Source organism: Croceicoccus sediminis (genome assembly GCF_007570835.1).
GTDB lineage: Bacteria > Pseudomonadota > Alphaproteobacteria > Sphingomonadales > Sphingomonadaceae > Croceicoccus > Croceicoccus sediminis.
Genome location: NZ_SUNC01000001.1, coordinates 1,358,051 through 1,384,283 on the forward strand (window position 1 = coordinate 1,358,051; position 26,233 = coordinate 1,384,283).

Genomic DNA, 26,233 nt, shown 5'->3' on the forward strand with positions numbered 1-26,233 from the left:
GGATGCTGCGCGGCGCGGCGCGGCACTATTGGACTTTGGTTCTCGTACTTTGGAACAAGGCGTGTTTATGGACGCGCGATCGCCGCGTCAGTCCGCGATGGTAACGCCCCACGGACCCTTGCCGCCCGCGATCCGCCCGGTCACTTCAAGGCTGGCGATGTCGAGGAAGGCGATGTCGCCGCTCGTGCCGTTGGCGACGATCGCCGTGCTGTCGTCGGGCGTGATCGCCAGGTGCCAGGGCCGCCCGCCCGTCGCGGCATAGCCGGTGACCTTGCGGCTGGCGACATCGACCACGGCCACCGCGTCCGCGCGGCCCAGCGCGATAACCGCCGTCCTGCCGTCGGAAGTGAACCGGATGCCGCAGGGCAGGACCTTGTACGAAGGCACGCCGGGCGGCGCGAAGGACAGGGTATCGACGATTTCCTTCGTCGCCACGTCGACGACATGGACGGTTCCGGCAATCTCTGCCGCAATCCAGACATGCCTGCCGTCCGGCGTGAACTCGATGTGGCGCGGGCGATAATCGGTTTCGGTGACATGGACGATCTCGCGCGTGGCGATATCGATCCAGTCGACGATGTTCTCCTCCTCGCTCGCCACCAGCAGGTACTTGCCGTCCTTGCTCTGCGCGATGCCTTCCGGTTCCTCGCCAACCACGACCTGCCAGGCCACGCGCCGCGTTTCGAGGTCGACCGCCGTCGTCGCGGCATCGTCCTCGTTGGAGATGAACAGGTACTTCCCGTCGTTGGAGACAAAGAACTGTTCCGGGTCGTTACCCGACGGCAGCACGCCGACCAATTCGCCCGTCTTCGCGTCGCGAATCTCCACCGCGTTGTCGAGGCTGGCGCAGATGAGGACGTACTTGCCGTCCTTCGTCAGCGTGATGCCGCGCGGGCGTTCGCCCACGTCCCAGGTCGCCGTCACCTCGCGCGTGTCGAGGTCGATGACGGTTACCGTGTTCGACCGTTCGTTGCTGACATAGGCCGTCGCGGCCTGCGCGCCCGGCGCAAGTACGATGCCGATGGCGAGTGCCGCGCTGGCAAGTAGGTAACGGGCAGGGAGATGGCGGTTTTTCATGTACTTCGATGTAGCTTGGCCCCTGTCAGCCGCGACATTGTACCAAGGTTCAATGGGTCACTGCCGTCCAGGTCGCTATCTCTGTTACCGAACAAGGGGGCTTGTTGGACTGACGGCCCTCGGGTCGTAAATGAGGATGCACTGAAATGTCGAAACTGACCAGCCGGCTGGCGCTTGCCGCCACCGCGATGGCCTTTGCCGGCCTCGCCACCACCCAGCTCATGGCGCACGGCGACGTGACGCCGCAAGCGGTCGATACCTCGGCCCTGCCGGAAATCGGCGAGGAATGGCTGGGCGAAAACCCCTATACCGGCAACGCGAAGGCGATCGAGATCGGCGCCTCGGCCTACAACCAGAACTGCGCACGCTGCCACGGGCTCCAAGGTATTTCGGGCGGCATCGCGCCCGACCTGCGCTACCTCGAACTCGGCCCCTCGGGCGACGAATGGTTCATCGAACGGTTCCGCAACGGGTCGAGCCACGACGGCAAGGTCTACATGCCGCCCTTCGGCGACGTCCTGGGCCAGAAGGCCGGCTGGGCGATCCGCAGCTGGGTCGAAACCAAGTATACGGACGAATAAGGCGATGACGTTTGGGCGCAGGGCGTTTCTGGGCGGTCTCGCGGCAAGTGCGGGGGCGCTCGCCCTGCCCCGTGTCTCGAACGGCGCCCCGCTTGCCAAAGTGCGCGAACTGGGCGTTCTTCGTGTCGGCCTTTACGAAAACAACCGGCCCTGGTCTTGGGAAGAAGGCGGCAAGGTGATGGGCATCGATGCCGACATCGCCCGCGCCGTTGCCAAAAGCCTTGGGGTCGGGACCGACCTTGCGCTGTTCCCGGCGGACGAGGAGGTTTCGGACGACTTGCGCAACGTCGTCTGGCGCGGCGGACTGCTTGGTTTCCGCAAGTGCGACGTGATGATGCACGTCCCCTTCGACCGCACTTTCGCGGCGCAGGAAGACCAGGTCGCCATCCTTGCCCCTTATTACCACGAAGGCTTCGGCGCGGCCTGTTCGCCCGGCATGGCCGAGTGCGAGGGCACGCCGACCGAATTTCGCGGCAGGAAGCTGGCGGCGGAGATCGATTCGATCCCCGACTTCTACCTGATCGGCAGTTTCGGCGGCATCCTGCGCCCCGACGTGACCCACTACACCACCGGTTACGAGGCAGTCGCGGCGGTAAAGTCGGGCAAGGCGGACCTTGCCGTCGCCACCGACGCACAGATCGAGGCCGCGCTGACCCATGCACCGGGCGAAGGCAAACGCCGTAAAGGACCCTTGCCCGCCATGCTGTCGCCCGGATGGGACATCGGCATCGCGGTCGACGAAAAGAGCCGAAGCCTGGGCTTCGCCTTCGAGGAAGAGATGGACGCGATGATGGCCGACGGGCGCATGGCTGACATTTTCGCACGTTACGGCGTTACCTGGCGTCCCGCCAACGCGGTTGCCCCCGGGGCCTGAGGGCCGCTCTCGTCCTAAGGTTCAATTGTTCCCGGCAAGCGCGGGGATACTCTCGACACCACCAAGATACCGCAAACGGGCGCAAGCGCGCCCTAATCAAAGAAGACTTCGGTCTGACGAAGGAGGGAAGGATGAAGGGGCGTTTCAAAACTTTTGCCGTGGCGCTCGCGGCTTCATGTGCAGCAATGGGGGCACCGGCAGTGGCGGACAACCACGCCGGCCCGACCATGAACGACCTGCTGAACGACGCCAATTCCACCGGGGACGTCCTTACTTACGGTATGGGCCCCTGGCAGCAGCGTTATTCCAAGCTCAACCAGATCAACACCCAGACGGTAAAGCGGCTCGTGCCCGTGTTCTCCGCCTCTCTCGGCGGGGAAAAGCAGCGCGGCCAGGAAGCCCAGCCGATTGTCTATGACGGCACGATCTACGTGACGGGTTCCTATTCGCGCGTCTTTGCATTCGATGCCAAGACGGGCGAGAAGAAATGGGAATACAACGCCCGCCTTCCCGATGGGATCATGCCGTGCTGTGACGTCGTCAACCGCGGCGCTGCCATCCACGGCGACAAGATCATCTTTGCAACGCTCGATGCGCACCTCGTCGCGCTGAACCGCGAAACCGGCAAGGTCATCTGGAACAAGGAAATCGGCGACTACAAGGCCGGTTATTCCGCCACCGCAGCCCCGATCATCGCCAAGGACATGGTGATCACCGGCAATTCGGGCGGTGAATTCGGCATCGTAGGCGCGGTTCAGGCCCGCGACGTCAACACCGGCGAACTGATCTGGGACCGTCCCACCATCGAAGGCCACATGGGCACGATGAAGGGCCAGGACAACGGCATAACCGGCAAGACCAACGCCACCTGGGAAGGTGACCTCTGGAAAACAGGCGGCGGCGCGACCTGGCTTGGCGGCACGTACGATCCGGGCACCAACCTCGTCTATTTCGGCACCGGCAACCCGGCCCCGTGGAACAGCCACCTGCGTCCCGGCGACAACCTCTACACCTCGTCCACCGTCGCGATCGATGTCGATACCGGCAAGATCAAGTGGCACTACCAGACCACGCCGCACGACGGCTGGGACTTCGACGGCGTGAACGAGTTCATCCCCTTCGATGCCACGATCAAGGGCAAGAAGATGCAGCTGGGCGCGAAGGCCGACCGCAACGGTTACTTCTACGTCCTCGACCGCACCAACGGGAAGTTCATCAGCGCGAACAAGTTCGTGATGGAAACGACCTGGGCCGACGGCATCGACCAGAAGACGGGCCGCCCGATCTATTCCAAGGACGGCCGCCCCGGTGCGCCCAGCGGTGCGGACAAGGGCAAGGTCGTGTTCGCGTCGCCCTCGTTCCTGGGCGGCAAGAACTGGATGCCGATGGCCTATAGCCAGGACACCGGCCTGTTCTACGTCCCGTCGAACGACTGGGGCATGGACATCTGGAACGAACCGATCGCCTACAAGAAGGGCGCGGCCTATCTGGGTGCGGGCTTCACCATCAAGCCGATCGCCGAAGATCACATCGGCGCCCTGCGCGCGATGGATCCCAAGACCGGCAAGATCGTCTGGGAAGCCAAGAACAAGGCCCCGCTGTGGGGCGGCGTTCTCGCCACCGGCGGCAACCTGGTCTTCACCGGCACACCCGAAGGCTACCTGAAGGCGTTCGATGCCAAGACGGGCCAGGAATTGTGGAAGTTCCAGACCGGTTCGGGTGTGGTCGGCTCGCCCGTCACGTGGGAAGACGGCGGCGAACAGTACGTTGCCGTGATGTCCGGCTGGGGCGGCGCAGTTCCGCTCTGGGGCGGAGAGGTTGCCAAGACCTTCAGGGACATCTCTCAGGGCGGCTCGCTCTGGGTCTTCAAACTCTTCAACCAGTAACGAAGGACATGGCCCGCCCGGCATCTGTCGCGGCGGGCCATTTTCCCCTATGGCAACAGTGATAACAGAACTCCCGAGGAAGAGGATGAGCGAAGCTCCCACACCCGACCGCGTGCTCATCGTCGACGATCATTCGCTCGTCCGCGACGGGTTGCGCTCGATCCTCGAAATCAGCTTCCCCGAATGCGAGATACTGGAAGCCGACAGCTTCGAGCAGGCGCTGGAAGAACTGCAGAATGCCGACGAGGTCGACCTCGTCCTGCTCGACCTCAACATCCCCGACGTGAACCGCCTGTCGGGCCTCAAACAGCTGCGCGCCGATTTTCCCAGCACGCCTGTCGTCATGGTCACCGGCGTCGTCGACCCGATCGTGATGCGCGATGCGCTGGCCGCCGGGGCCGCAGGCTACGTCCCCAAGTCGCTGAAACGTCAGGCCATTCTCGACGCGCTGCAACAAGTGCTTTCGGGCGAGATCTACCTGCCCGAGCTTGAAACCACCGAATGCGACGATGCCCGCCTGCGCGAGGACGAGGACATCCGCGCCCGCATCGACAGCCTGACCCCGCAACAGCGGATCGTGCTGGGCCACCTTGTCGCAGGGCTGCTGAACAAGCAGATCGCCCATGAGCTGAGCGTGTCGATGACGACCGTGAAGGCGCACGTTTCGGCCATCCTGCAAAAGATGAACGTGTTTTCGCGCACGCAGGCCGTGATCATGGCCAACCGCGTCGGCTTCACCGACTGAAGAACGCAAAGGCTGCGGGCGTTCAGCCAGTGATCGCCAGCTGCCTTAGCAGAGCGCGCAATTGCGCGGGCTTTACCGGCTTGGTCAGGATCGGCAGGCCTTGTGAACCCAGCTTCTGCTTTACCTCGTCGCTGCGGTCGGCCGTGATGATGACGGCGGGAAGATCGCCGGGATGCCTGGCGCGCAGCATGGCCACCGCCTCGTCCCCGGTCAGCCCGTCATCAAGGTGATAGTCCGCGATCAGAAGACCTGTGCCCCGCGTCACGCTTTTCACCACGGCCGGATCGTCGGGGTGGCCGCCGGTCACCACCGTCAGGCCCCAGTTTTCCAGCAGCACGCGCATGCCCTGCTGCACCTGTTCGTCGTTGTCGACGACGGTGACGGTGCCCTGCGCGCTGCGCCCGATGCTTTCCCCCGCCGCCACGGCCGCGGGGCTGGCCTGGCGCGGTTCGGCGCGCGGGACGAAGATGGTGAAGGTCGAGCCCGTCCCTTCCTGCGATTGCAGGTCGATCTCGTGGCCCAGCATCGCACTGGCACGGCGCACGATGGCAAGACCAAGCCCCTTGCCCGGCGTCTTCTGCGTTTTCTTGAGCCTGCGAAACTCTTCGAAGATCTCCTCGCGCTTTTCCGGGTCGATGCCGGGCCCGGTATCGGTGACCGAAATCGCGACGTGGTCCCCCTCCTCGCGCGCCCGCACCTCGACCCCGCCCTCTTCGGTATAGCGGATCGCGTTCGACACGAAGTTCTGCAGGATGCGGCGTAGAAGGCGAAGATCGCTTTGCACCCACAGGCCCGTTTCCGGAATGTCGAACTTCAACCCGTCCTGGCGGGCCAGCGGCGCGAATTCGATGCGCAGGGCCGACAGGATACGATCCAGCGGCAGGGCGGCGATTTCGGGCTGAATGGCCCCGGCGTCGAGCCGCGAGATTTCGAACAGCGCCTCCAGCAATTCCTCGACCGAATCCAGCGCCACCGCGCTTTGCCGGACCAGTCCGCGATTGGTGGCGGCAAGGCGGCGTTCGGCAAGGGCCGACACGAACAGGCGCGCCGCGTTCAAGGGTTGCAGCAGGTCGTGGCTGGCCGCGGCGATGAAGCTGGTCTTGGACCGGTTCGCCTGCTCGGCCTCGTTCTTCGCCTCGACCAGCTGGCGGTTCACCTCGATCAGTTCGGCGGTGCGTTCCTGCACGCGCTTTTCCAGCGTTTCGGCCTGTTCGGTCAACGAACGCTGGAACCGGATACGGTCGGTCACGTCGTCGAAGGCATAGGCCATGCCGCCCGCCGACAGGGAAACCGACCGGATGACGAAATTGCGCCCCTTCATCGAACAATCGGTGCTGATGCGCGGCCCCTTGCCGCTGCGCCATTCGACGGCGTGGGCCATGTCCAGTCCGCATTGCCCGACGCACCAGTCGCTCAACCGTTCGTGCCGCCCGATCGCGCCTTCAAGGTCGTTTTCGATCCCAAGCATGCGGATCAGCGGTTCGTTCCACGCGACAAGACGGCGCTGGCTGTCGAACAGGCAGGCCCCTTCGGACAGGGTATCGAGCGAGGCCTGAAGCGCGAGGTTGCGTTCGGCCAGTTCGCGGGCGCGTTCGCGCGCGTCCTCGGCCTTGACCGAGGTGATGTCGGTATAGATGCCGACCGTGCCGCCCTCGGTCGTGCGAAGCTCGTTGATCTGAACCCAGCGACCGTCCGACAGCAATTGCACGTGGGCACCCGACGCATCGCGGTGCCGGGCCAGTCTCTCGCGCATCCAGCTGTCGGGCGACAGGCGCGATCCCATCGTGCGGCCGCCGCGCGCAAGCTGTTCGGCAAGGTCGGTGAAAGTCGGCGAAGCTTCGGTGACATCGGCGAATTCGGGCCAGATCTTCAGGAACGCCTTGTTGTGCATGACCAGCCGGTCGTTCGCATCGAACAGGGCAAACCCGTCGGACAGGCTTTCGATCGCATCGCGCAGGCGCGCACGGGCCGCGTCCGCATCGCGGCTGACCGTTTCGAGGTAGGCATTGACTTCGGCCAGCTTGCCCAGCGCGTCTTCCAGTTCGCCGGTCCGGTCGCGCACCATCGCCTCCAGCGCGATGGCCGTCTCGAACATGGAATAGGACCCTTCCATGTCGCTCGACCTCTCGGCACGGTCGATCAGGGCCTCGTTGACCTTTTCCAGCCGGCGGACACGCTCTTTCAGCGCGACGATTTCCTCGTCGCGCGGGTCCTTGGCCACAGAGGCCTCGTTCTTGCCCTGCGTCGCCATCAGCGCCCGATCGCAAGCCCGCTGAAGGTCTGGTTCACATGAGCGGTGCGCAGCTGTTCGCCATAAGTGTTGAACCCGATCACGCCCTTTTCGGTGTAGAGCGCGGAAACCTGGTGCGCGACCTGGCGCCGTTCGGCATCTATGCGGTTCAGCACGCAGTCAAAGGCGATGACGTGGTCCAGCCGGCCGACCTTTGCCTCTGCATCGTCCAGCAGTTCGCGCATGGCCGCAACGCGGTCGATCGGTTCGCCCACCGTCATCACCACACCGCGATCGATGGCGCAGTAGAACGTCAGCGATCCGTCCGCATTGGCCGACTGGATCGAACGCACGTGGTATTCCCCGCCGGTGCGTACCATCAACGGGTGCGAGGCAAAGAAGGCGGAGTCCAGCGCCTCGCTCGGCTGCCCCACCATGCGCAGGTATTCCTCCGCCGCCGGGACGGCATTGATTTCGAACACGGTGCGGGTTTCGGCATCAGCTTCGGTGATGACCATGCGGTCGCTTCCCGGACGGTAGTGGTTGGCCGAAAACACCTGCATCGGGCGAGATGAGGACAAAAGGCCGATTACCGCCGCATCGCGCTGAAACTGGCCGTCGAAGAATATGCCGGTTTCCTTGAACGCGAGCCCATCCCCGCTCGATCCGCCGATCAGTTCGATATCGCCCAGCGCTTCCTGCGCGGTCATCGTCAGCAGTTCCTCGCGGTGGGACAGCCCGTCGACCAGGAACAGCGCGACATGCGACAGCCCCTCGCCCAGCGCATCTGCCGCATCGTGGCGGCAAGTGCCCGCGAAATGGCGGACCTGCTTGCGCGCGGTCTGGGTGTCGAAACTGTCGAGATCGGTGAACGGCAGCAGTTCGAGGTGAAACGCATCGGCCGGAAAGCCGATAAAGACCAGGCTGTCACTGTCGTAGCCGCGCGTCGTCAGCTCCCCCGCGCTGGTGCATCCGAACAGGGGGACGCCGGGCATCAACCCGTCCAGCGCCGCGGCCAGCCGCGTACGTTCGAAACGGTGCGAACAGAACACGAGCCCGCCCGCCAGCGGCACGCCGGCAATGGCGCGCGCGATTTCCGCAACCGCGGCGTCGGGCTCGCTTGCCTGGGTCGTGACGGTGACAAGGCCGTCGGCGCTCACCTCGGTATCAGTCAGATGCCCTCTCCTTCATCCCCTCACCGGCCTGTCGCGCCCTTTGTTGGCGTCCTTGGCCGGGGCCTGTTCAGCCCCTTCGATCCTTAGCGTTTCGCGCCCTTCGGGCCAAGCGGCAAGCATTGGCGATGCGGCAAAACGGGAAGAGTCATGACACTTCGTCGCCGCGCGGCGGTTCGCCTGCCGCATTCAGCCTATCGACCTCTTCATCGGTAAAAACCCGGCTGCGCACGATGAAGCGCACGCCTTCGGGTGCCTCGATGCTCATGCCCGAACCGCGCCCCGGCACGACATCGATGGTGACTTGCGTGTGACGCCAGTATTCGAACTGCGCCGCGCCGATCCACACCGGCGTATCCTGGACCAGTTTCCCCAAAAGCACGTCCTGCGCACCGACGCGGAATTCGCCGCGCGGAAAGCACATCGGCGCGCTGCCGTCGCAGCATCCGCCCGACTGGTGGAACATCAGCGGGCCGTGCATCTCGCTCAGCTTGCAAATCCACGCCTCCGCCTCGGGCGTCGCGACGATGCGGGCGGGCGCGGCGGCAATCGCGTTCATGCCCCGATCCCTGCTGCCAATGCCCCCGACGCACCAAGGCCGGAGCAGGCAAACACCTGCCCCGGCCGGGGATGGCCTCGGCACGGTTCCGGCACATGGAAGGCGTGCCGGAACCGGGCTCGAGGTGGGAGATCGCAAGCCCTCATAGGCGGCATCAGAAGAAGCCGAGCGCCTTCGGGCTGTAGCTGACCAGCATGTTCTTCGTCTGCTGGTAGTGTTCGAGCATCATCTTGTGGTTTTCGCGGCCGATACCCGACTGCTTGTACCCACCGAACGCGGCATGCGCGGGATAGGCGTGGTAGCAGTTGGTCCACACGCGGCCCGCCTGGATAGCACGACCAAAACGGTAGCAGGTGTTGGCATCGCGGCTCCACACACCTGCGCCCAGGCCATAGAGCGTGTCGTTGGCGATCGAGAGCGCTTCTTCGTCCGAAGAGAATTTGGTCACGGCAAGGACCGGACCGAAGATTTCTTCCTGGAAAACGCGCATCTTGTTGTGCCCTTCCAGAATGGTCGGCTGCACATAATAGCCATCGGCCAGTTCGCCTTCGTGCATCGCACGTTCGCCGCCGGTCAGCACTTTCGCACCCTCGTCACGGCCGATGCCGATGTAGGACAGGATCTTTTCCAGCTGGTCGTTCGACGCCTGCGCGCCGATCATCGTGCTGGGGTCGAGCGGGCTGCCCATCTTGATCGCCTCGACCCGCTTGATCGCCCGTTCCATGAACCGGTCGTAGATCGATTCGTGGACCAGCGCGCGGCTGGGGCACGTGCAGACCTCGCCCTGGTTCAGCGCGAACATCGCAAAGCCTTCAAGCGCCTTGTCGAAGTAATCGTCGTCTTCGCGTATCACGTCGGCAAAGAAGATGTTCGGGCTCTTGCCGCCCAGTTCCAGGGTGCAGGGAATGAGGTTTTCGGACGCGTACTGCATGATCAGGCGGCCGGTCGTCGTCTCGCCGGTGAAGGCGATCTTGGCGATGCGCTTGTTTGATGCCAGCGGCTTGCCCGCCTCCACGCCAAAGCCGTTCACGACGTTGAGCACGCCTTCGGGCAGCAGGTCACCGATCAGTTCCATCAGGACCATGATCGACATCGGGGTCTGTTCGGCCGGTTTCAGCACGACGCAGTTGCCTGCCGCCAGCGCCGGGGCCAGCTTCCACACGGCCATCAGCAGCGGGAAGTTCCACGGAATGATCTGGCCGACCACGCCCAGCGGTTCATGGAAGTGATAGGCCACGGTGTCGTGGTCGATTTCGGAAATCGAACCTTCCTGCGCGCGCAGGCAGCCTGCGAAATAGCGGAAGTGGTCGACGCCCAGCGGAAGGTCGGCCGCGGTCGTTTCGCGGATCGGCTTGCCGTTGTCGATCGTTTCCACCAGTGCCAGCATGTCGAGGTTTTCCTCCATGCGGTCGGCGATGCGGTTCAGGATGTTGGCACGCTCGGTCGTCGAAGTGCGACCCCAGGCGTCTTTCGCCTTGTGCGCGGCATCCAGCGCCAGCTCGATATCCTCGGCCGTGCCGCGGGCCACCTGGCACACGGGCTTGCCGGTCACCGGCGAAATGTTGTCGAAATACTGTCCCTTTACGGGGGCGACCCACTTGCCGCCGATGAAATTGTCGAAACGGTCGCGGATCATCGACTGACCGCTGAACTTGCTGAGAGCCTGTTCGAGCATTTTGAATTCCTCCTCTCGCCAAAGACGTGTCGCCAGGCACTTTGCGCCTCATCGGGGGGCGCGCCAATTATACCTTGGACCGATACGCGGCCGGGGCGGACTGTCGGGGCGGCGGGACGGCCGGAAGGGCAGCGGGTTGCCGCGCGGGCCTTAGTCCCTATGCTCGTGACCATGACCGACACGAAAAACAGCGCGACGAAAGTGGACATCGAACGGATCGAGCGGGACATCTCCGCCATTGCGCAGTTCGGGTTCAACGAAACCGATCGCGGCGTCTATCGACAAGGCTTCAGCGAAGAGGACATGGCCGCGCGCCAATGGGTGCGCGACCGGTTCGAAGAACTGGGCATGAGCCACCGGCTCGATGGTGCAGGCAATGTCATTGGCCGCTGGGGGCCGGACGACAGGCCCGCAATCATGATCGCATCGCACCTCGATTCTGTGCCTGCGGGCGGGATTTTCGACGGAGTTCTGGGCGTTGTCGCGGGACTCGAAGTCGTGCGCGCCATGCAGGAGGCAGGCATCGAACCCGCCGTCCCGATAGAAGTCATCGGCACGAGCGAGGAAGAAGGCCGTTTCGGCGGCATGCTGGGCGCGCAGGCGATGACCGGCAAGCTGACCCGCGAATGGCTGGACACGGCCAAGGACGAACACGGTTACGCCTTGAAGGACGCGATGCGTGCCGCAGGCCTCGATCCTTACGGCGCGCTCCACGCCTATCGCCGCCCGGACGAAATCCACGCGTTCCTTGAAATCCACGTCGAACAGGGGCCGGTCCTCGACATGGAAAAGACAACGATCGGCATCGTTGAAGGGATTTCCGGCGTCTTCAAGTGGAACTGCCGCCTGATCGGCAAGGCCGACCACGCCGGGACCGCGCCGATGAACATGCGCGCCGACGCGCTGATGGGCATGGCCGATTTCGCGCACGAGATCGGCCGCATCATCGACGAACACGGCACCGACAAGAGCCGCATCACCATCGGCCACGTGGCCTGCAAGCCGGGCTTTCCCCACACCGTTCCGGGCGAGGTCGATTTCACCATCGTCGGTCGCGATCTCGACGAAGGCGTGATGGAAGCGCTGGCAGAGGCGTGCGAGAGAGTGCTTTCCTCCATCGCGCGGCGGCACAAACTGCGGTTCGAGTACGAACAGATGAGCTGGCTGAAACCGGCCTATTGCAACACCGAGCTGATGAGCCTTCTGGAAGACAAGGCCAAGGCGCTGGGCCTGTCGTACAAGATCATGCCATCGGGCGCGGGGCACGACGTGCAGTTCTTCTGCAATCACGCCAGGGCCGCGATGTTCTTCGTGCCCTCGGTCGGCGGGGTCAGCCACGCACCCGACGAATGGACCCACTGGTCGGACATCGAACGCGGGTGCCAGCTACTGCTCGAAGCGGTCATGGAACTGGCGGTGGAGCAGGTGCCCGCCTGATCAATCGGATAAAGCGCCCGGCATAAAGCGGATCGCGCAGGGGACACGGCCTTCATCGATGTCGATCACCACGTCCGCCGCCACGTCCTCTAACTGCCAGCGGGTCAGCCGCTCGTAATGCGAAATGAAACGGCGTAGCTGAGCTTCGCTCATCGCCTTGCCCGCACCCACGCCGCTGCGGTCAAGGCCGCGTTCCTGCTCGGCGCGCCACCCGTGAACGACGTCGAACGATGGTGCCCGCAGCATGATGGACAAGTCGGCGCGGGCAAACAGGGTGCGATACTCCCCTGCCAGCGCCGCATTTACCGCCCGCCGCCATGCACCGCCTGCATCCTCTGTCCGCTCCAGTTCGTTGACGGGCTCGTCCAGCGCCGCTTCCGGTTGCGGCCTTGCGCCGACGCACCACCCTTCCAGCAGGACGACATCGACCGGCCCCTCGGTCACTTCCCACTGGTCCTGCGGGCGGCGGTCGTCGGCGGCCTTGTCGAACGAAGTGACCCTGACCTCACGCCCGTCCAGCAGGGCAGAGATCGTCGCATCCATCAAGGCTACGTCATGGGTGCCGGGAACCCCGCGCGTAGCCAGCAGCGGGTGACGGCTGCGCGCAAGGTCCTCGCGCTCTGCCTTCGTCAGGTAGAAATCGTCGATCGAACAGACCTGCGTCGCAAGGTCGCGGGCGGCCAACCTCTTGGCGAGCCGCGCCGCGGTCGTCGACTTCCCGCTGCCCTGCGAACCGCTCAGCGTTATCAGGACGGCCCTGCCTGCCTCCCGCCGGGTCGCGGCAATCGCCTCGACCAGACAGGCATCGGCGGCGGCAAAGGCAGTGGCCGCCGAAACGGCCCCTGCCCGCGCCTGGTCGCCAGCCTTCATCGGATCAGGCGTCGGCGGCTTCGCCATCGCCAGTGTCCAGTTCCGCCACCTCGGGCTTCGGCACTCGCGCGCTTTTCGCGCCCGTAGCGCTTTTGGCCCCGGTCCCATTGCTGGGCTCATCCGCGTCATCCGGCGCTTCGCTTACCACACCGGCCTTGGCCAGCCCTTCCAGCGATCCGCCGTCGAGGCCCAGTTCCTTCATCAATCCGTCGATGACCGGGGCCTGCGCGCGATAGGACAGCGCCGCGCTCAACGCGTCGCTGGCAAGGTTGCCGCCGCCAGCGGGGCCTGATGCAACATGCTTGCCGTCGGCGCCGCGGGCGCCGGTGATGCCGTCGACCTGCACGATCTTGATCGAATCGATGGCTTCCAGCGGCTTGGCACTTTCGCGTACGAGTTCGGGCAGGACGCGGAGCAGCGCCAGCTTCGTCTGCAGCGAAACCTGGCTGCTGGACAGGATGTTCGCCGCCTCGTTCACGGCGCGCTGACCGGCGGCCTCGACTTCGAAGCGGACACGGTCCGCCTCGGCACGAAGCTTTTCGGCCTCGGCCTCGCCCTCTGCCTCAAGCCGCGCGGCCTCGGCGCGGTTACGGGCGGCATCGCGCTCGGCCTCGGCCTCGACCTTGACCTTGATGGCGTCGCGTTCGGCCCCCTTGGCCGCCTCGATCAGCTGGATGCGCTTGTCACGTTCGGCCACTTCGGTTTCGCGGCTGGTAGCGACCGCTTCCTCGGCAGCGACTGCCTTGGCGCGGGCCTCATCGGCCTCGGCCTTGGCCTGGCTTTCCTCGCGGCTCTTGTTCTGGACCGCGATCTGCTGTTCCTGACGCGCGATTTCCAAGGCGCGCTGCTGATCGATGCGGGCTTCCTCGACAAGGCGGTCGGCCTCGATCTGCTGGGCATCGACCTGCTTCTTCGCCTCGATCCGCGCGGCATCGGCCTCGCGGTTGCGTTCGGCCTGTTCGCGCGCGATTTCGGCAGTCTGCCCGGCGCGGCGCACCTCGACCTCGCGCTCCTGCTCAAGCCGGGCATATTCCTGGTCGCGGCTGATTTCGAACGAACGCTTGTCCGCCTCAAGGTTCTTGGTCTCGATCTGGACGCGGGTATCCTGCTCGATGTCATTGCGCAGCTTCTTGCGCGCCTCGATCTGCTCGGTCAGCTTGGTCAGACCCTCTGCGTCAAATGCATTGTTGGCGTTGAAATGCTCGATGCTCGTCTGGTCGAGCCCGGTCAGCGAGACCGATTCCAGTTCAAGTCCGTTCATCGCAAGGTCGTTCGACGACACTTGCTGCACCTTCTGCACGAAGTCAGCGCGCTGTTCGTGCAATTCGTTCATCGTCATGCCCGCCGCGACCGAACGGAGCGCGTCGACGAACTTGCCTTCGACAAGGTCCTTCAAAGCCTCAGGGTGCATGGTGCGTTCGCCCAGCGTCTGCGCTGCCATGGCGATGGCGTTGGCATCGGGACGAACGCGAACATAGAATTCGGCCTTCACGTCGATGCGCAACCGGTCCAGCGTGATGAGCGCGTCCTGGTTCTTGCGTTCCACCGCCAGACGCACGGTGTTCATGTTTACCGGCATCGTTTCGTGCAGTACCGGCAGGACCAGCGCACCGCCGTTCATCACGACCTTTTCGCCGCCGAAGCCGGTGCGGACAAAGCCGACCTGCTTGGTCGCGCGGCGATAGAGCCGGGTGATGGTGAAGGCGATGATGAGCAGGACAACAAGAACCGTGCCCGCGTAAATGCCGATGGTGATCAATTGGTCCATTTGCGTACCCCCTGGAATGTAAAATTAGCGTGCCAGCCGGAACGGTTCGGAACCGCCGATGGCAAAGAAAACCTGGTCCTCGCGGCGGACGAGCATGATCTCGTCGCCCTCGATGAATTCGGATGCGTCCTCGTGCGGCTCGACCATGACGTTGTGTGCCTGCCCGAACCGGTCGGTAACTTGCGCGCGGGCGGGACTGCCACGCCGCGCCGTACCGATTGAGATCGTGCCCCGCTTGCCCAGCAATTCGTCGACCGAAACCGCCGTCGTCTCGTCATGCGGCCAGATCCGGCCCAGCGGCCGTGCCAGCAATCCGGTCGCTGGCAAACCAACGACCAGACCCATCGCCGCCGCAGCCGCAGCAGGCAGCGGCGCGCCAACCAGCGCGACGATCAGTTGCTGAAGCGACAGGCCGATCAGCCCAAACGAGGCGCAGAACAGCGCCAGCCAGGCCACCAGCGGCAACCTGTCGAGCCCGACTATGCTGGCCAGTCCGCCGGTCACATCTGCGCCGTCGGGACCATCCACATCGACGTCACCGTCGAAATCCGGCCCGAAATCGCCAAGTCCGATCAGCTGAACAACAAGCAGCAGGAGAAGAAACGCCAACGCCACCGCGAACGGCGTGTTGTGCGTTGCAAGAATATCCATTTCGAACCCCTTTCCCTGTCTGGAAAGATGGCAGGAAATTGTTGCAATTCATACCAGAATCGGATCGGCGGATGCCGATTTTCGATGCTTGCGCGCAGGCTCTCAGCCTTCGATCAGATCCTCTATCGCGTGCAGCGCGATGGCGTGGTTCAGGATGATGTCCTTGCGCGTGTTCTGGGCATGGTCGTCGCTCTTGCGATAGTCCTCGATCGAGGCGCGCAGCTTGGCTTCGTCGAAGATGCCATGCTCTGCGATTTCCTGCGAAGACAGCCACTTTTCAATCAGCTTGTCGATCTCCGCCGTCTTTTCCGTATCGGTATGTGCGGGCGGTGCCATGAAGGCGAACTTCTCACGCTTGTAGAGCACTTCGGGAAGGACATGCTTCATCGCCTCGCGCACGACCCATTTCTCGATCCCGTCGCGGATGCGGACATGCGGCGGAATGCGCAGGGCCAGTTCGGCAACGTGATGATCGAGGAATGCTGGCCGGCTTTCGAGAGAGTTGGCCATGTCCACACGGTCGCCGCCCCAATTGAGGATCTGGCCTTCCAGCATCGTCTTGATCCACGAATACTGCACTTTGTCGAGCACGTGGCGCCCGTCGAGCATTTCGCGGTCGAGGCTGTAGGCGATGGCCGCCACCGGGTCGTAATCGCCCAGCTTCGCCTTGAAGTCGTCGGACAACAGCGGCTTCACCCGTTCCAGCACCAGCATCCACGGCTGGATCCACGACGGCGTGAAGCCCATCACTTCTTCGAACGCGGGGTGGCTGATCTGTTTTTCCGCCAGCACGCTGCCTGAAAAGATCGCATTGCGCTTCTTCATGTCCTCGCCAGCCGCAGTCTCGGCATAGGCCGGATCGTGCAGGAAATAGTCGGCCTTGAACTGGGCATATCCGCCGAACAGCTCGTCACTGCCTTCGCCGGTGATGACGACCTTGTAGCCGACCTTGCGCACGTGTTCGCTCATCAGCATCTTGGCGACGCCCAGCGTGTTGTAGAACGTGCGTTCGGAGTAATAGACCGCCTTTTCGAAGTTCTCTCCGTAAAGGTCGGTCGCCTTGATCTTCAGGATGTCCTGATCCGCGCCGACCATCTCGGCCATTTCGGTCGCGATGTGCGCCTCGTCATAACGGTCGTCGTCGAAACTGATGGTGAAGGCCTTCACCGGCGATTGCTGGATCGCGGCGGCCATGCCGAGGATGGAACAGCTGTCGATGCCGCCCGAAAGATAGCAGGCGACGGGAACGTCGGCCTCAAGCCGCAGGGTGATCGATTCCACCAGCGCGCGGCGCACGTTCTCGATATGCTCCTCGTCCGGCAGGTCGTCGTGCTGTCCGTCCAGCGGGAATTCCGCGTCCCAGTAGCGGCGCTCCTCCACCTCGTAATCGTCGCCCTTTCTCGACACGATAAGCATGTGGCCGGGCTTCAGCGCGTGGATATCCTCGTACAGTGTCATCCCCGGCACCATCACCTGCATCATCTGGTGCAGCTGCGCCTTGGGGCATACCTTGCGCGGCACGTCGGGGTGGGCCAGCATCGCCTTGATCTCGCTGCCCCAGAAAAAGCCCTTGTCACCCTTGTGGTAATAGAGCGGGCGGATACCGAAACGGTCGCGCACCACGATCAGCTGCTGTTTCTTTTCATCGAACAGCGCAAAGGCGAATTCACCGCGCAGATGATGCACGAAATCCAGCCCGTGCTTGTCGTAAAGCTTCATCGCAATTTCGGAATCGGACCGCGTGTTGAACCAGTACCCGTCGGTACGCAGCATGCCGCGGATGCGCTTGAAATCGTAGAACTCGCCGTTGACCGTCAGCTTCAGGTGCGCCGTTCCGTCATCCTCGCGGCCGTGGATCGGCTGCGTCCCGCTATCCAGACCGATGATCGACAGGCGCGTGTGGATCATTGCGAGGCCGTTTTCGGGATCGTGCAGGAAACCGCGCCCGTCCGGTCCGCGATGGTACATGCGGTCGGCCATCTTCTCGGTATGGGCCTTGGTCTGCTCGTCGTAATGGGGGCTCCACAGCCCGGCGATGCCACACATGGGTCGGTATTTCCTTTTCGGTGACCGGGCCGATGGGGCCGGTCGGTCTAGCTGAATTCTGGCGATAAACTCAGGCAATGAACTCAGGCGATAAATTCTCTGGGCACGACCTGACGCACGCGGCCGAATATGGCCAGCAAGAGCGCCTGTCGCAGCCAGACCGCACCGTCCGCCTGGTTGAAATAGAGGTTGTGCTGGGTGTTATCGAGGTCGGTCGAAAGCTCCTCCCCACGGGCCAGCGGATGCAGGATCACCGTATCGGGTTTCAGCTGGCTCTGCTTCGACAGGGAAAACCCTTCGCCGAAGAACCGGTATCCGTCGCCCAGGAACGCGATGGCATTCATGTAGATGACGTCCAGATATTCGAGGCTCTGCTGCAGGTTGCGGCTGAAATCGATGCCGATGGGGCTGTTGTTCGTCATCTCGCGGATTTCGTCGCCCAAGGGGTCGGCCATTTCCGAAAAGATCGTGATATGGTTGATGTTCTGGTGGAAATTGAGTGCCAGCGTCAGGAAGCTCTTCACCGTGCGCATGTTGCCCGGCGTGCCGATGATCCCGATGTTGAGGCGGAACTGTTCGGGCAACTGGCCGAAAGCCAGCTCGGGCCGCCACTTGCACAGCGCGAACCAGTCGGCCAGCGCCTGTGTCGGGTGTTCGTCCGAACCGTTGCCCCCGTTGATCAGCGGGATGCGCAAGTATTCGGCCAGGTCCTGCAGGCTGGACTGTTCCGTATGCCGGACGACGACGACATCGGCATAGGAATTGAACATCTGCCCGATGTCGCGCATCGATTCGCCCTTGGCCACGCCGGTCGTCTTGGCATCGGCCACCGACAGCGTTTTCCCGCCCACGTGCAGCATCGCGCTTTCGAAGCTGAGCCGCGTGCGGGTGCTGGGCTCGAAAAACGCGGCGGCGAGGATCTTGTCCTCCAGCGCGCGGCCCGCCTCGAACTTGCGCAGCTGCATATAAGCGGCAAGCTTCATCAGCTCGCGCATCAGCGGCAGGTCGAACTGCGACGCGGACAGGACCGAGGTATCGTGCAACCGGTCGAGCTGGGCCAGGTCCAGCTTCGGATCGTTGTCGATGAAAGCCTGCGGATCGGGGCAATTGCCCAGACGCCCCGATTTGCGCAGGGGGTCGGCGACGTGTTCGACCTGGCTTGCCGGGCGGATCACCAGATTTCTCCCGACTTGCCGTCGCGGATCAGCATGACCGCCAGCGCAAGGGCGGATACCCCGCACCAGATCAGCGATCCGTAGATCAGTACGTCGAGAAATCCTTCGCTAAAAGTCATGCGGCCTCCTTGAGGCGGGTCCAGTCGAAGCGGCCCTTGGCAAAGGCGCATGCGCCCAGCGTCCAGACCATCGAGACGGCGGTGGCGATCAGCGTGGCAACGTACCAGCCGATGGCGAAATAACAGTAGAGGCCGATCCCGGCACCCAGCACCATGGCGCCCACGGCCCCGACGGTATTGGCGCTGCGCCAGTAGAGGCCGGTGACGATCGGCCAGATCATCGATCCGACCAGCGGCCCTGCGAAAAACAGCACGGTCGCCAGAGTTCCGATGCGCGGCAGGCATACCAGCCATGTCAGCACGCCCAGCGCCAGCGTCACCCACTGCGCCGCGCGCTTGAGCCCTTCGACGCTGGTCTTGGGGTGTAGGAGGCGGCGCCAGATATCCTCGGTGATCAGGTCGGACGTGGCCGCCAGCAAGCTGTCGATGCTGGACGCGAGCGAGCAGAACACGACGATGAAGATCGCCACCGCGCCTACGCCGCCCAAAACTTCGGCAATGACCAGCGGGCCGACCATGTCCGCACTGGGCACCGCGACGCCCAGCGCGCCCGAGGCCAGCGCGATGAAGCCCGCAGCAACGGGGATCGGCAGCCAGACAAGGCCGCCCATAAGGAACGCCTTGGACGCCACGCCATCGCGAAAGGCGAAGGCTCTGCTCCACCACACGTTGTTGTGAAACACCTCGCCCAGGCCGAACAGCAGGTTGTTGAAGATCGCCATGATCGCGGCCGGGAACAGCACGTCGAGCAGAGCGGGTTTCGTCGCGGTGAGATTGGCGTGAATTTCGGAGACGGAGACATTCTGAAGGACCGCGAAACCGGTGACGCAGATGCCGACGATGATGATCAGCGACTGGATGAAATCGGTCCCGATCACCGCCGCCAGCCCGCCGCGCATCGTGTAGATAACGCAGACCGCCAGGATGACGCTCATCCCCCAGACGTAGTCGATGCCGGCCAGCGCCTCCAACAGGATGCCGCCCGCCATCGCCATCGAGACCAGCCACGTCAGCGAATAGAACAGCGTGAAGACAAGAAATATCGCCCAGGCGACCCGGCCATAGCGCAGGCGGAAGAAGTCGCCACTGGTATAGCCGTGCGGCATCAGGTGCCGGATGCGTTTCGCCATCGGCGCGAACAGGATCAGCCCGAATGCGGCGGTGGAATAGGCCAGCATACCCCAGATGCCCAGTTGCAGGGCAAATTGCGGGGCCAGCATCGTGGTGTTGGACGTGATCCACGTCGCCGCCGCCGTCGCGGTGCCCAGCGCCAGCCCGACATTGCGCCCGGCCAGTGCGTGATCCTCGAAACTCTTGTTCCGGCGGCCCCAATAGACGCCCAGCCCGATCCAGAGCGCGCTGAACAGCGCGAGCAGTATCCAGCCGACGGTGGGATCGAGAAAGACCTTGTCCTCAGCCATCGGTGCCCTCTCCGCGCGTGCCGCGCAGGATCACGATGACCGTCAGCAGGAAGACGAGCGCGCCAAGCCCGGCAAGCCAGAGCGCCTGCGACAAGGACTGGTGTTCGACGGAAAGTGTGATGGGGTCAGCTCTTGCGCCGCTTTCGCCGACAAGGCCGAGCGCATAATCGCCATCGGCCAGTCCCGACAGGAAGATGCCGTCGCCCGTGCCGTTATAGACGGGGCGGACCGTTCCCTGCGGATCGGTGAGGGTCAGGGTGACGGGCTCGTCACTCGTCCAGCCGACATGCACGTGTCCGGTATCGGTGGACAGCGGGGCTTCATCGACGAAAGCCGGTGCCGCAAGGCCGGTTGCAGGCAGCCCCCCTGCCGACAGGAGAACCGCCGCGAGTATGGCAATGCTCCGCGAATTGCGCGTTCGAAAAAAGATGCCGCTGCTGTCCCGGTTACCCCATGAAAATCGCTGGAATCCTCGATGTTCCTAGCGTGGCGACCGGGTTATCAAAACCGGCCCTACCTGTGAACCACCGTAAACGATTTCATCCCCTGCGCGCCCGTAAACGCGGCAATGCTGTCACGAATCGGGCTTGCAAGACCGCGCGCCTTGCTTCAACCGGCTTTTCAAAGGGCTTGGGCAACAACCGGGCCGGATAGAAAAAGCCGAAGGACGAGAGCGTGACACAAACAAGTGCAGCCCCCCGCAGCGACTGGACCCGCGAGGAAATCGCGGAACTTTTCGACCTGCCCTTCACCGAACTGGTCTTTCGCGCAGCGCAGGTCCACCGCGACAATCACCCCGCGAACCAGGTCCAGCTTTCGACCCTCTTGTCGATCAAGACCGGCGGTTGTCCCGAAGATTGCGGTTATTGCAGCCAGTCGGCCAGCGCCGACAGCGGCGTGAAGGCGACCAAGCTGCTCGACGTGCAGCAGGTGCTTCAGGCCGCGGCACAGGCCAAGGATCACGGATCGACCCGTTTCTGCATGGGCGCGGCCTTCCGCAATCCCAAGGAACGCGACATGCCCGCCATCATCCAGATGGTGGAAGGCGTGCGTGCGATGGGGATGGAAACCTGCATGACGCTGGGGATGCTGAACGAGAAACAGTCGGCCATGCTCGCCGAAGCGGGCCTCGATTATTACAACCACAACATCGACACTTCGCCCGAGAACTACGCCAACATCACCAGCACCCGCACGATGGAGGACCGGCTCGACACCCTGTCCAACGTGCGCAATGCAGGGATCAACGTCTGTTCGGGCGGGATCGTGGGCATGGGTGAGACACGGGCCGACCGCGTGGGCTTCATCCATACGCTGGCGACTTTGCCCGAACATCCCGGCTCGGTGCCGGTCAACGCACTGGTGCCGGTCAAGGGCACGCCGCTGGGCGACATGCTGGCCGATACGCCGCTGGCCAAGATCGACGACATCGAATTCGTGCGCACCGTCGCGGTCGCGCGCATAACGATGCCCGGATCGATGGTCCGCCTGTCGGCAGGCCGCGAATCGATGAGCGTGGCGACACAATCGCTATGCTTCCTTGCAGGCGCGAACTCGATCTTCACCGGTGACAAGCTGCTCACCGCGCCCAATGCAGGCGATGATAGCGACGCGGAAATGTTCGAGCGCCTGGGCATTCAGGCCATGCCGGCAAGCGAGCCGCGCGAAGCTCAGGCCCCGTCGTGCGCCGGTTCGCGCAGCGAGCGTAGCGAAGCGGCGATGACCTCGTAAACGCAGGTCAGTTGCGACGGGGGCAAGGACCGATGTTGCCCTTGCCCCTCGCGAACTATCAGAAGCGCAGGATCGACCGGATGCCGATCGTGCGAGGCGCGGTTACGAATGTGCCGTACCTGCGCACGAAATGCGGGTCGTCGTTTTCGTCATACACGACCTGATTGTATTCCGGCGACGAACGCACGCCCGTTTCGGCATATTTGTCGAACAGGTTGTCGACGTAGAGCTGGGTGGAAAAGCCCCTGTAATCCAGCGTCAGCGCGGCACCGTGAAGCGCAAAGCCGTCCAGCGTCGTGCCGCGACGTCCGCCGGCCCGGGTCAGAATGTTCGACTGCGCGGTCATCTTGTAGGTGAAGCCGATATCCGTGTCGGGACCGACCGGGCGCTTATAGCTGACGAAGATGTTGCCCTTGTGCTTCGGGCTGCCCGGCAGACGATCGCCCTTTAACCCGTCCTCGTACAAGGTCGGGAAACCGGGCCCCTCGGTATAGGCGATGAGGTCGGGGCTCAGCGCCGTCAGCTTTGCATCGGTGTAGGAATAGTTGGCGCTGATCGTCAGATCCGGAGTGACCCGGAAGCTGCCCGACAGTTCCACGCCCTTGGATTCTGCACCTGCGCCGTTGACCGTAATCGGCAAACCACCCGCCAGCGTGACCGTCGAAAGCTGCGGCCCCTTCCAGTCGATGTAGTACAACGCGCCGTTCAAGGTCAGCCGCCGATTCAACCACTGCGTCTTGAAGCCGACTTCATAATTGGTCGTCTCGTCCGGACCGTATGCGAATTCGTCCGGCAGGGCGCACAGCGTCTGGTTGCCCGGATCGTTCGGATCGAAACCCGGCGGGCAGGCGGCAATGCCGTTACCACTGCCGATTCGGTAACCCGTGCTGACCGTGGCATAGGCCAGAGCATCCGGATTGAATTCGTAGGACGCGTTGACCTTCCAAAGGAAGCCGTCCTTCTTCTGTCCCGATTCCTCGTAATCCAGCTGGATGTCGTTGGCGGGGTCGCGGCCGCCGAAGGCAATTTCAAAGAGCGGCAGGTCGAACGCCGAGGCAACCTTGTAATTGTACTTGTAATAACGCCCGCCAAGGGTGACCTGCAGTCCGGACAGGATTTCGTATCCCACTTCGCCGAACACCGCGTATTCCTTCAGGTCTTCGGTCACGGCCTGAACGTATTCGATGTTCTGGGGGTAATCCGTGCCGTAATAGACATCGAGATTGGGCGTGAATTCCAGCGAGAGGCTGTCGCTTTCACGCTTGTTGAAGAAGCCGCCGACGATCCAGCTCAGCGGACCGCCCGACGTGCTGACAAGGCGCAGTTCCTGGGTCCAGGTTTCCTCCTCGCCGGTTTCCTGCGTCCTCGAAGTGAAGGTCGGGAACAGTTCGTAGCTGTATTCCAGCGTAATCAGCAGATCGGTCTGATCGCGATTGCCGTCGTCGGAATATTTTGAATATCCGCTTGCGCTGGTCAGTTCGGCAAAGCCGAGATCGACGACCGCCTCAAGCGCGATCAGTTCGTTCTTGATCCTGTTCGGCTCAAGGACGCGAAGCGCATTTTCGTAGTCACCGACCTCGACCGGGAAATCCACGAAGTCGCCATTGCTGTCCAGCAGCGGCTGGTCGTTGAGGCTGTTATGCGTAAGCTGCCGCCCGCCGACTTTCAGATCCTGAAGATAATATGTCAGGTTGATGTCCACGGCATCGACCGGCTGCCAGCGCAGCGCAGCCCGCGCGTTGACGATTTCGGCCCAGTTGGTGTCCTTGTGCCGGCGCACGGCATCGGGATTGCTGAAATCGTCCGGGTTAACCGCACCGATGTCGGTCACGACGAAAGGCTGGTCTATGAACCCCCGGTCGTTGAGCAGGTCCAACGATCCGCGGAAGGCCAGCCGATCGCTCACCGGGACATTGACCGTCATCCCGGTATCGGTGCTGATGCCGTCGCCATGCTTGTAGCTGTAAAGATCGGCACGAACTTCGCCGCTGATGCCGTCGAACTGCGGGCGGTTGGGAATATAGCGCACGGCGCCCCCCAACGTACCGGCGCCGTAAAGCGTGCCTTGCGGTCCGATCAGGACCTCGACCCGTTCCATGTCGATCGGGCGCAGGTTCACGTAGAGCGGAATTTCGCCGACATAGATGGAAACCGTACCGCCGCCCGAATTGTCGCCATCCTGCGCCGTCAGCGGATCGGCATTCAGACCGCGGAATACGATGGTGTTGCCCTGTCGCGGCCCTGCATCGACGATATAGACGCCCGGAACGGTCGCCGTAATGCTTTCAAGGTCGAGCGTGCGCTGCGCCTCCAGGGATTCGCTGGTCACGGCGGCGATGTTGAAAGGAACATCCTGCACCGTGTCGGCGCGCCGTGTGGCGGTGACGATGATTGCGTTGCCGGTCGCGATTTCAGGATCTTCGCTTTGGGCATGGGCCGTTCCGGCAAAAGCAGTGGGACTGAGAATCGATCCGATCAGAAGGGCAGTGCGAACATTACGCTTTATCTGCATCGACATTTCCTTTCATATTGAACGGCGGCCCAGTCCCAAGACGCCGAGGGGACCAATAAGTATTGGTGCGGTGCAGCATGCATATAACGACGGCGGGTGGTAAGCCTTGAAACCAGATTTGACGAAAGATGCCTCGCCCCCCGTTGCAGTTTTGCAACTTTTCGCTGGGCGTGAGCGTGAGGCCATGTCCAGCGCGCAGCAGGCCCTGCGCGATCATGGTGCCGATGCGGCGATGGTTCTCGTGCTCGCCGCAATCGCGTTGGAACATGACAACGATGGCAAGGCCCAGGAGCTGGCCGAACTTGCGCAGCGGATCGGCGGAGCGGCGGGCTGGTGCGAAATCGTTCTGGGTCGACTGGCCCTGAAGCGAAGCGATACGGTCGCTGCCCGGGCTGCCGCACGCGCGGCTGCCAAAGCTGGCGTGCCTTGGGCTCGGCTGGCCGGAGACCTTGGCGTGCTGTTTTCCCGCACCGGCCTCCATCTAGAGGCGCTACCCTATCTTGAAAGGGCGGCCGAGGCCGATCCTGGCGATGCCCAGGCGGCCTATAACCATGCGATCGCGTTGCAGTTCGCAGGGAGGCTCGATGCCGCCCGCGCCCGCTTCGAACAAGCCGTCGCAGCGGACCCGAACCATGCCTCGGCCTGGCTGGCACTGGTGGCGCTGGCCCCTGACCGTCATGGCGACATGCTGCCGGTGTTGAGCGCAGCCTTTGCAGAGAAGCATATCAGTGCAGAGGACAGGCTGGTCCTGGGCCACGCGCTCGCCCGAATTCTTGAAGATGCGGGGGAGTGGGACAAGTCGCTCGCCATTCTGGACGACGCCAAGGCCCCGATGCGGGAAAAGGTCGATCACGACCGGGCGCAAACGGAAAAGCTGTTCGCCGCGGCAGCCGCCTGTGCGGCAGTCAAGCTACCCGGCGGCGTCGAGGGGGATACCGCCCCGATCTTCGTCGTCGGCATGCCGCGAACCGGCACGACTTTGGTAGAGCGTATCCTGTCGGCCCATCCCGACGTCCGCTCTGCAGGCGAACTTTCCGATTTCGCGGTTCTGGTCAAACGATCGGTCCGTACGCCCGGAAAGCATGTGCTGGACCCCGAAACGCTTTTTGCCGCGCGCGATGCCGATCTGGGCGATATCGGTCCGGATTACGTGGCGCGGGTTCGTTCGATCGTCGGTGACACACCCCACTTTATCGACAAAATGCCGTTCAATTTCTTCTTCGCGCCGCTGATACTGCGCGCGTTGCCGGGCGCGCGCATTGTCTGCCTGCGACGATCCGCGTTCGATACGCTGTTCAGTAATTACCGGCAGCTGTTTGCCACGGCGTTCACCTACTATTCCTACGCATACGGCTTCAACGACACCGCGCATTTCGTCGCGCAGTTCGAGAAGCTGATCGATCGCTTTGAATCCGACTTTCCTGCGGACCGGTTCCTGACGGTGCGGTACGAGGACATCGTCGGCGATTTCGACAATCAGGCTCGGAAGCTGGTTCACTTCGCCGGTCTCGACTGGGACCCGGCCTGCGCCGCGTTTCACGAAAACGCCGCCCCCGTCGCCACGGCAAGTTCGCTCCAGGTGCGAAGCCCCATCTACAAGAGCTCTCTCAAGCGATGGGCTCGCTATCCCGAGGGCGCGAAGCGAGCGATCGCTAGGTTCGCAGAATTCGGAATTAGTGAGGAAGCAGACAGGTAAACTGGCGA

The 26,233-nt window shown here is 63.3% G+C and carries 21 protein-coding genes; 7 read left to right on the forward strand and 14 right to left on the reverse strand.

Annotation, left to right across the window (positions count from 1 at the left end; all coding sequences use genetic code 11):
* Nucleotides 1-87: 87 nt before the first annotated feature.
* Nucleotides 88-1,077, reverse strand: a complete 990-nt coding sequence (locus tag FAX90_RS06400; protein ID WP_144096450.1) for a PQQ-dependent catabolism-associated beta-propeller protein — start codon at nucleotides 1,075-1,077, stop codon at nucleotides 88-90.
* 146 nt (nucleotides 1,078-1,223) lie between these two features.
* Between FAX90_RS06400 and pedF the strand changes: the two genes are divergently transcribed.
* From pedF to FAX90_RS06420, 4 genes are all read left to right on the forward strand, one after another.
* Nucleotides 1,224-1,658, forward strand: coding sequence for a cytochrome c-550 PedF (gene pedF / locus FAX90_RS06405; RefSeq protein ID WP_144096451.1), 435 nt, complete (start codon nucleotides 1,224-1,226; stop codon nucleotides 1,656-1,658).
* A gap of 4 nt (nucleotides 1,659-1,662) precedes the next feature.
* Complete coding sequence (locus FAX90_RS06410) at nucleotides 1,663-2,532, forward strand: substrate-binding periplasmic protein (protein ID WP_144096452.1); 870 nt, start codon at nucleotides 1,663-1,665, stop codon at nucleotides 2,530-2,532.
* A 131-nt stretch (nucleotides 2,533-2,663) separates the two neighbouring features.
* On the forward strand, nucleotides 2,664-4,418 hold the full coding sequence (locus tag FAX90_RS06415) for a methanol/ethanol family PQQ-dependent dehydrogenase (RefSeq protein WP_144096453.1): 1,755 nt from the start codon (nucleotides 2,664-2,666) through the stop codon (nucleotides 4,416-4,418).
* 85 nt (nucleotides 4,419-4,503) lie between these two features.
* Nucleotides 4,504-5,163, forward strand: coding sequence for a response regulator (locus FAX90_RS06420; RefSeq protein ID WP_240704757.1), 660 nt, complete (start codon nucleotides 4,504-4,506; stop codon nucleotides 5,161-5,163).
* Nucleotides 5,164-5,185: 22 nt separating this feature from the next.
* Here the strand turns inward: FAX90_RS06420 and FAX90_RS06425 are convergent, their stop codons facing one another.
* The 4 genes from FAX90_RS06425 to adh form a co-directional block, all read right to left on the reverse strand.
* Complete coding sequence (locus tag FAX90_RS06425) at nucleotides 5,186-7,414, reverse strand: hybrid sensor histidine kinase/response regulator (RefSeq protein WP_144096455.1); 2,229 nt, start codon at nucleotides 7,412-7,414, stop codon at nucleotides 5,186-5,188.
* Nucleotides 7,414-8,553: an FIST N-terminal domain-containing protein gene (locus FAX90_RS06430; protein WP_144096456.1), complete on the reverse strand. Its 1,140-nt coding sequence runs from the start codon at nucleotides 8,551-8,553 to the stop codon at nucleotides 7,414-7,416. The genes FAX90_RS06425 and FAX90_RS06430 overlap by 1 nt, the downstream gene beginning before the upstream one ends.
* 160 nt (nucleotides 8,554-8,713) lie before the next feature.
* Nucleotides 8,714-9,124: a DUF779 domain-containing protein gene (locus FAX90_RS06435; protein ID WP_144096457.1), complete on the reverse strand. Its 411-nt coding sequence runs from the start codon at nucleotides 9,122-9,124 to the stop codon at nucleotides 8,714-8,716.
* A 154-nt stretch (nucleotides 9,125-9,278) separates the two neighbouring features.
* Nucleotides 9,279-10,799 (reverse strand): aldehyde dehydrogenase, encoded by a 1,521-nt coding sequence (gene adh / locus FAX90_RS06440; RefSeq protein ID WP_144096458.1) that lies wholly within the window; start codon nucleotides 10,797-10,799, stop codon nucleotides 9,279-9,281.
* 171 nt (nucleotides 10,800-10,970) lie between these two features.
* On the opposite strand from adh, the gene FAX90_RS06445 reads away from it, so the two are divergent.
* The gene (locus FAX90_RS06445; RefSeq protein ID WP_144096459.1) at nucleotides 10,971-12,236 is read left to right on the forward strand and encodes a Zn-dependent hydrolase; all 1,266 of its coding nucleotides are present in this window, start codon (nucleotides 10,971-10,973) and stop codon (nucleotides 12,234-12,236) included.
* Here the strand turns inward: FAX90_RS06445 and FAX90_RS06450 are convergent, their stop codons facing one another.
* The 8 genes from FAX90_RS06450 to FAX90_RS06480 all read right to left on the reverse strand — a co-directional run bounded on the left by FAX90_RS06450 (nucleotide 12,237) and on the right by FAX90_RS06480 (nucleotide 20,578).
* On the reverse strand, nucleotides 12,237-13,133 hold the full coding sequence (locus FAX90_RS06450; RefSeq protein ID WP_240704758.1) for a kinase: 897 nt from the start codon (nucleotides 13,131-13,133) through the stop codon (nucleotides 12,237-12,239).
* Nucleotides 13,111-14,874, reverse strand: coding sequence for a flotillin family protein (locus tag FAX90_RS06455; RefSeq protein ID WP_144096460.1), 1,764 nt, complete (start codon nucleotides 14,872-14,874; stop codon nucleotides 13,111-13,113). The genes FAX90_RS06450 and FAX90_RS06455 overlap by 23 nt, the downstream gene beginning before the upstream one ends.
* 24 nt (nucleotides 14,875-14,898) lie before the next feature.
* Nucleotides 14,899-15,525 (reverse strand): OB-fold-containig protein, encoded by a 627-nt coding sequence (locus tag FAX90_RS06460; protein ID WP_144096461.1) that lies wholly within the window; start codon nucleotides 15,523-15,525, stop codon nucleotides 14,899-14,901.
* 102 nt (nucleotides 15,526-15,627) lie between these two features.
* Nucleotides 15,628-17,571, reverse strand: coding sequence for an asparagine synthase (glutamine-hydrolyzing) (gene asnB / locus FAX90_RS06465; RefSeq protein WP_144096462.1), 1,944 nt, complete (start codon nucleotides 17,569-17,571; stop codon nucleotides 15,628-15,630).
* A gap of 83 nt (nucleotides 17,572-17,654) precedes the next feature.
* Nucleotides 17,655-18,746, reverse strand: coding sequence for an aspartate/ornithine carbamoyltransferase family protein (locus FAX90_RS06470; protein WP_144096463.1), 1,092 nt, complete (start codon nucleotides 18,744-18,746; stop codon nucleotides 17,655-17,657).
* Nucleotides 18,743-18,865, reverse strand: coding sequence for a hypothetical protein (locus tag FAX90_RS16890; RefSeq protein WP_276612217.1), 123 nt, complete (start codon nucleotides 18,863-18,865; stop codon nucleotides 18,743-18,745). Before FAX90_RS16890 ends, FAX90_RS06470 begins: the two co-directional genes overlap by 4 nt.
* Nucleotides 18,862-20,286, reverse strand: a complete 1,425-nt coding sequence (locus FAX90_RS06475; RefSeq protein WP_144096464.1) for a sodium:solute symporter family transporter — start codon at nucleotides 20,284-20,286, stop codon at nucleotides 18,862-18,864. The genes FAX90_RS16890 and FAX90_RS06475 overlap by 4 nt, the downstream gene beginning before the upstream one ends.
* Complete coding sequence (locus FAX90_RS06480; RefSeq protein ID WP_144096465.1) at nucleotides 20,279-20,578, reverse strand: hypothetical protein; 300 nt, start codon at nucleotides 20,576-20,578, stop codon at nucleotides 20,279-20,281. The genes FAX90_RS06475 and FAX90_RS06480 overlap by 8 nt, the downstream gene beginning before the upstream one ends.
* A 383-nt stretch (nucleotides 20,579-20,961) precedes the next feature.
* Here FAX90_RS06480 and bioB point away from each other — a divergent pair, with 383 nt between their 5' ends.
* Nucleotides 20,962-22,017 carry a biotin synthase BioB gene (gene bioB / locus FAX90_RS06485; RefSeq protein WP_144096466.1) on the forward strand — a complete coding sequence of 352 codons (1,056 nt, stop codon included), beginning with the start codon at nucleotides 20,962-20,964 and terminating at the stop codon, nucleotides 22,015-22,017.
* Nucleotides 22,018-22,075: 58 nt separating this feature from the next.
* Here bioB and FAX90_RS06490 read toward each other — a convergent pair whose 3' ends face one another.
* Entirely contained in the window at nucleotides 22,076-24,529 is a 2,454-nt protein-coding gene (locus tag FAX90_RS06490; RefSeq protein WP_170234883.1) for a TonB-dependent receptor, read from the reverse strand.
* Nucleotides 24,530-24,713: 184 nt separating this feature from the next.
* Here FAX90_RS06490 and FAX90_RS06495 point away from each other — a divergent pair, with 184 nt between their 5' ends.
* Nucleotides 24,714-26,225 (forward strand): tetratricopeptide repeat-containing sulfotransferase family protein, encoded by a 1,512-nt coding sequence (locus FAX90_RS06495; protein WP_144096468.1) that lies wholly within the window; start codon nucleotides 24,714-24,716, stop codon nucleotides 26,223-26,225.
* Nucleotides 26,226-26,233 lie beyond the last annotated feature (8 nt).

What these genes read in the sequence shown, in the direction of transcription:
- FAX90_RS06490 (WP_170234883.1), bottom strand. Translation starts at nt 24,529, where the DNA reads ATGCAGATAAAGCGTAATGTTCGCACTGCCCTTCTGATCGGATCGATT.
- FAX90_RS06420 (WP_240704757.1), top strand. Translation starts at nt 4,504, where the DNA reads ATGAGCGAAGCTCCCACACCCGACCGCGTGCTCATCGTCGACGATCAT.
- FAX90_RS16890 (WP_276612217.1), bottom strand. Translation starts at nt 18,865, where the DNA reads ATGACTTTTAGCGAAGGATTTCTCGACGTACTGATCTACGGATCGCTG.
- FAX90_RS06445 (WP_144096459.1), top strand. Translation starts at nt 10,971, where the DNA reads ATGACCGACACGAAAAACAGCGCGACGAAAGTGGACATCGAACGGATC.
- pedF (WP_144096451.1), top strand. Translation starts at nt 1,224, where the DNA reads ATGTCGAAACTGACCAGCCGGCTGGCGCTTGCCGCCACCGCGATGGCC.
- FAX90_RS06410 (WP_144096452.1), top strand. Translation starts at nt 1,663, where the DNA reads ATGACGTTTGGGCGCAGGGCGTTTCTGGGCGGTCTCGCGGCAAGTGCG.
- FAX90_RS06415 (WP_144096453.1), top strand. Translation starts at nt 2,664, where the DNA reads ATGAAGGGGCGTTTCAAAACTTTTGCCGTGGCGCTCGCGGCTTCATGT.
- FAX90_RS06425 (WP_144096455.1), bottom strand. Translation starts at nt 7,414, where the DNA reads ATGGCGACGCAGGGCAAGAACGAGGCCTCTGTGGCCAAGGACCCGCGC.
- asnB (WP_144096462.1), bottom strand. Translation starts at nt 17,571, where the DNA reads ATGTGTGGCATCGCCGGGCTGTGGAGCCCCCATTACGACGAGCAGACC.
- FAX90_RS06450 (WP_240704758.1), bottom strand. Translation starts at nt 13,133, where the DNA reads ATGGCGAAGCCGCCGACGCCTGATCCGATGAAGGCTGGCGACCAGGCG.
- FAX90_RS06460 (WP_144096461.1), bottom strand. Translation starts at nt 15,525, where the DNA reads ATGGATATTCTTGCAACGCACAACACGCCGTTCGCGGTGGCGTTGGCG.
- FAX90_RS06475 (WP_144096464.1), bottom strand. Translation starts at nt 20,286, where the DNA reads ATGGCTGAGGACAAGGTCTTTCTCGATCCCACCGTCGGCTGGATACTG.
- FAX90_RS06495 (WP_144096468.1), top strand. Translation starts at nt 24,714, where the DNA reads ATGTCCAGCGCGCAGCAGGCCCTGCGCGATCATGGTGCCGATGCGGCG.
- FAX90_RS06400 (WP_144096450.1), bottom strand. Translation starts at nt 1,077, where the DNA reads ATGAAAAACCGCCATCTCCCTGCCCGTTACCTACTTGCCAGCGCGGCA.
- FAX90_RS06435 (WP_144096457.1), bottom strand. Translation starts at nt 9,124, where the DNA reads ATGAACGCGATTGCCGCCGCGCCCGCCCGCATCGTCGCGACGCCCGAG.
- adh (WP_144096458.1), bottom strand. Translation starts at nt 10,799, where the DNA reads ATGCTCGAACAGGCTCTCAGCAAGTTCAGCGGTCAGTCGATGATCCGC.
- FAX90_RS06455 (WP_144096460.1), bottom strand. Translation starts at nt 14,874, where the DNA reads ATGGACCAATTGATCACCATCGGCATTTACGCGGGCACGGTTCTTGTT.